At 40.0% G+C, this 3,215-nt stretch carries 4 protein-coding genes; all 4 read left to right on the plus strand.

The window, feature by feature from the left end:
- Positions 1-57 precede the first annotated feature (57 nt).
- The 4 genes from D6774_01675 to D6774_01690 all read left to right on the plus strand — a co-directional run bounded on the left by D6774_01675 (position 58) and on the right by D6774_01690 (position 3,153).
- The gene (locus D6774_01675; GenBank protein ID RME78257.1) at positions 58-531 is read left to right on the plus strand and encodes a hypothetical protein; all 474 of its coding nucleotides are present in this window, start codon (positions 58-60) and stop codon (positions 529-531) included.
- Between the two features lie 39 nt (positions 532-570).
- On the plus strand, positions 571-1,710 hold the full coding sequence (locus D6774_01680) for a hypothetical protein (GenBank protein ID RME78258.1): 1,140 nt from the start codon (positions 571-573) through the stop codon (positions 1,708-1,710).
- A 17-nt stretch (positions 1,711-1,727) separates the two neighbouring features.
- Positions 1,728-2,147 (plus strand): 23S rRNA (pseudouridine(1915)-N(3))-methyltransferase RlmH, encoded by a 420-nt coding sequence (locus D6774_01685; protein ID RME78259.1) that lies wholly within the window; start codon positions 1,728-1,730, stop codon positions 2,145-2,147.
- 241 nt (positions 2,148-2,388) lie between these two features.
- Positions 2,389-3,153 carry a hypothetical protein gene (locus D6774_01690; GenBank protein RME78260.1) on the plus strand — a complete coding sequence of 255 codons (765 nt, stop codon included), beginning with the start codon at positions 2,389-2,391 and terminating at the stop codon, positions 3,151-3,153.
- The last annotated feature ends 62 nt before the right edge of the window (positions 3,154-3,215 follow it).

Here is a 3,215-nt window from a genome sequence, read left to right on the forward strand (position 1 = left end):
CCCGTCTGTGGGGGGTTTGTGGTCTGTTCACAATAAAAAAGAATGATCTGAGAAAAAATGGCAAAAGTATCAAAAGACATACCTCTTACTGAAGTGACGCTTAGGCGTTATGAGAAGCCCAACGCACAGGACAAACGAGAATTGGTACGAAAACTCTGCTTAAGCTCAGGACTCTTGCAACCAGGAGACTCACGAGATATCATTGTGGATATCCTCTTCGTACTCTTGCAAGCAAGAAAACAAGGAGAAGAACTCTCCTCTGAGGAAATCCGATCTCGCGTTATTGATGTACGCAAAGCCTATGAATTACCGCTTCTTGGAACTGCGTCGTCTAATATTCGTCGCCAAATTAAACGATTACGTGATGTCTTCTTCGTTGAAAAAGTGCGTAACAATTACCGCATCACTGAGTTTGAAAGTATGCAGACACTCTTTGACAAACGCGTTGAACAATTCTTATTACAATCTGTTCTTGAACGCGTAAGAGATTACACGAAAAAAATAGATGAAGAATTTGAAGTCATACGCTAGAGCATATATTTATTAACATCACTTCTTTGCTCGTCCTGTATGACAGTGTATGAGCCACGAGAAGACTCTTTTCTTCTCGAACGCAATGTTAAGAAGTACATTCTTGAAGGAATGCTCGTGCTTGATATGGGCACAGGTTCAGGAATTCAAGCATACGCTGCAGCGCAGCAGGGCGCAACCGTTCTTGCAGTTGATGTAGATCCACAAGTTCTTGAATACCATAAGAAATCAGAACTCCAAGTAAAACTCTCTCACCTGTTTGATAATGTTGAAGGAACGTTTGATGCAATCATCTTTAACCCTCCTTATCTTCCTTTTGATCCCGATGAGCCTTGCGAGTCACGTTTGCAAACAACAGGGGGAAAGCACGGATATGAACTCACGTTAAAATTCATAGAACAAATGGGTGATCACTTAGAAACACATGGATTTGTCTTGCTTCTTATCAGCTCAGTCACAGGAAAAGAACGTGTAGAAGCTGAGCTTGAAAAACACCTTTACTCGTTTAAGATTGTAGATCAAGAAAAAATTCCTTTTGAAACTCTTTATGTCTATAAGATTGAAAAAAACGCGCTCAGACGAGAACTTGAGAGTAGAGGCGTGTGGCATATTCAACCATTTATGCATGGTAAAAGAGGAAATATTCACGTTGGAACCTTCAAGAATACTAATGTAGCAATTAAATCACAAAGAGCAACGACAAGTAATACTATTGTTATGGAGGCAAAACTTCTCAAAGAATTAAAACTCAAATACGCACCTCGCGTATTATTCATAGGAAGTGATTACTTCGTGTATGACTTTATTGAAGGTGAGTTTTTCCCGAAATGGTTAGAACATGCATCTCGAAGAGAAGTTCTTGATGCATTACATCAAATTTACGAGTACATGTATGATCTTGATCGTAAGGGGTATAACAAGGAAGAAATGCACCACCCTACTAAACACATCATCATGACAGCAAATAATAAGCCATATCTCGTTGATTTTGAGCGCTGCAGACGTTCTGATAAAGTACACAACGTAACACAATTTACTCAATACGTTATTGCAATTGCACCTGAGCTTGAAAAGAAAGGTATTTCTGTTAATGTTGACGCGATGCGCAAGCGTGCGCAAGAGTATGCTCACAAGAGAACACGTAAACACTTTAAGCAGATCGTAGGAGGGTTGCAATAAAACTGGCAAGGACACAAATGATACGTATTATTACTGTAGGTCATTGTTCATATACCCAGTTTTCAGAGTATTTGAAGCGTTGCAAGAACATCAAGCATGTTATGGTCAAAGAAGTAAAAAACAAGAATGATCAAGTGGTTAAAGAAAAAGAGAGTGAGCAATTATTCTCTAAAGCGAAAGGTTTTGTGGTGGTGTTAAGTGAGGAGGGCAAACAACTCTCCTCAAAGGAGTTTTCCTGCTTACTTCAAGAAAAACCTGAGATTTCCTTTCTTGTTGGTGGGGCAAGAGGAGTTTCTGAGCAGCTTAAACAACAAGCAGATCTGGTATTATCTCTCTCATCACTTACCTTTCCCCACGAGCTTGCACAAGTGCTCTTAGCAGAACAATTGTATCGGGCGCAGAAAATCAATGAAGGACATCCATATCATAAAGAATAGCTGTTGGGGGTTCTTAGGGGTTTATAGAGGAATGGAGAAAATTGATAGGGTGCTTTGCTGTCATTGCTGCAAGTGTGGTCGCTGTGGGCACTCCCCTAATAAGTGGTGAAACAAAACAAGTGGTTTTTATATGTGTGTGGTGATGTACATCACCCTATAAGGAAGTGCACACAAGAGTAACCACTTAGTAGTGGTTAATTTTCCGAAAGGTTTAAATAGTTGTAATCGAAACTAGTTAGATATGGCTAGATCGCACGTCATTGAGGATCAGATTGTAATTGATGGACTTCAGGCTATTTGTGAGATTGATTCTGGCTACCGTTTCTACATAGGTGGAGGAACTGCGGTACAGGCACAAGTCCCCTCGCGCTATCATCGAAGGACTTCAGACATTGATTCTACGTTTGGTAGGCCGCTGAACAATCAAGGTTTCAAAGAATTGGTCGCACCTTTTATTGCGTATCTGACTGAAAAAGGATATGAATGTGAGACTGAAAAGAACCGCCAACATTTTGATGTTGTCTACGCTCAAGAAGATGAATCACATTTATTCCAGGTGAGCAGAAGAAGCAGTGCTAATTTCGAGAGAAATCGTGCTGAAATCTCAAGGGAACTTGAAAGAGTAGTTCAAAGGTTGTGTGCTGGTGTAGAATTGCCTCTACTCTCACCGGAGGATCTTATTTTGCACAAGTCTCGTCGAGTCTGTGTTTTTGAGGATAGATATGGTCTCTCAGCACTAAGAAAATATTCCTCCCATGATGAGCAATTCGATTATTTGATGAGGGAGCGTAAGCGCCTCGAGCGTTCTTTTGATAACGCAACTCCTGAAGAAATTGCTGAATTTAGATTACAAGCAGATCTTTTTGATATCGGTTTGCTTCTTGACTATGCTGAGTTTGACGAACAATATTATCGTGAATGGGCGGCAAAAGAACCTATCTTCAAGAGAAACTTGGATAAAAGTAAAAAGATTGTGCGCTCAATTGATGAACGTCTAGAATTTTAGATTCACTTCTTCTTTTTCTGCTTTTTAATCTCTTTTTCAAGATCAAGTCTGTCAAGAAGTTC

This window comes from Candidatus Woesearchaeota archaeon, assembly GCA_003695435.1.
GTDB lineage: Archaea > Nanobdellota > Nanobdellia > Woesearchaeales > UBA11576 > J101.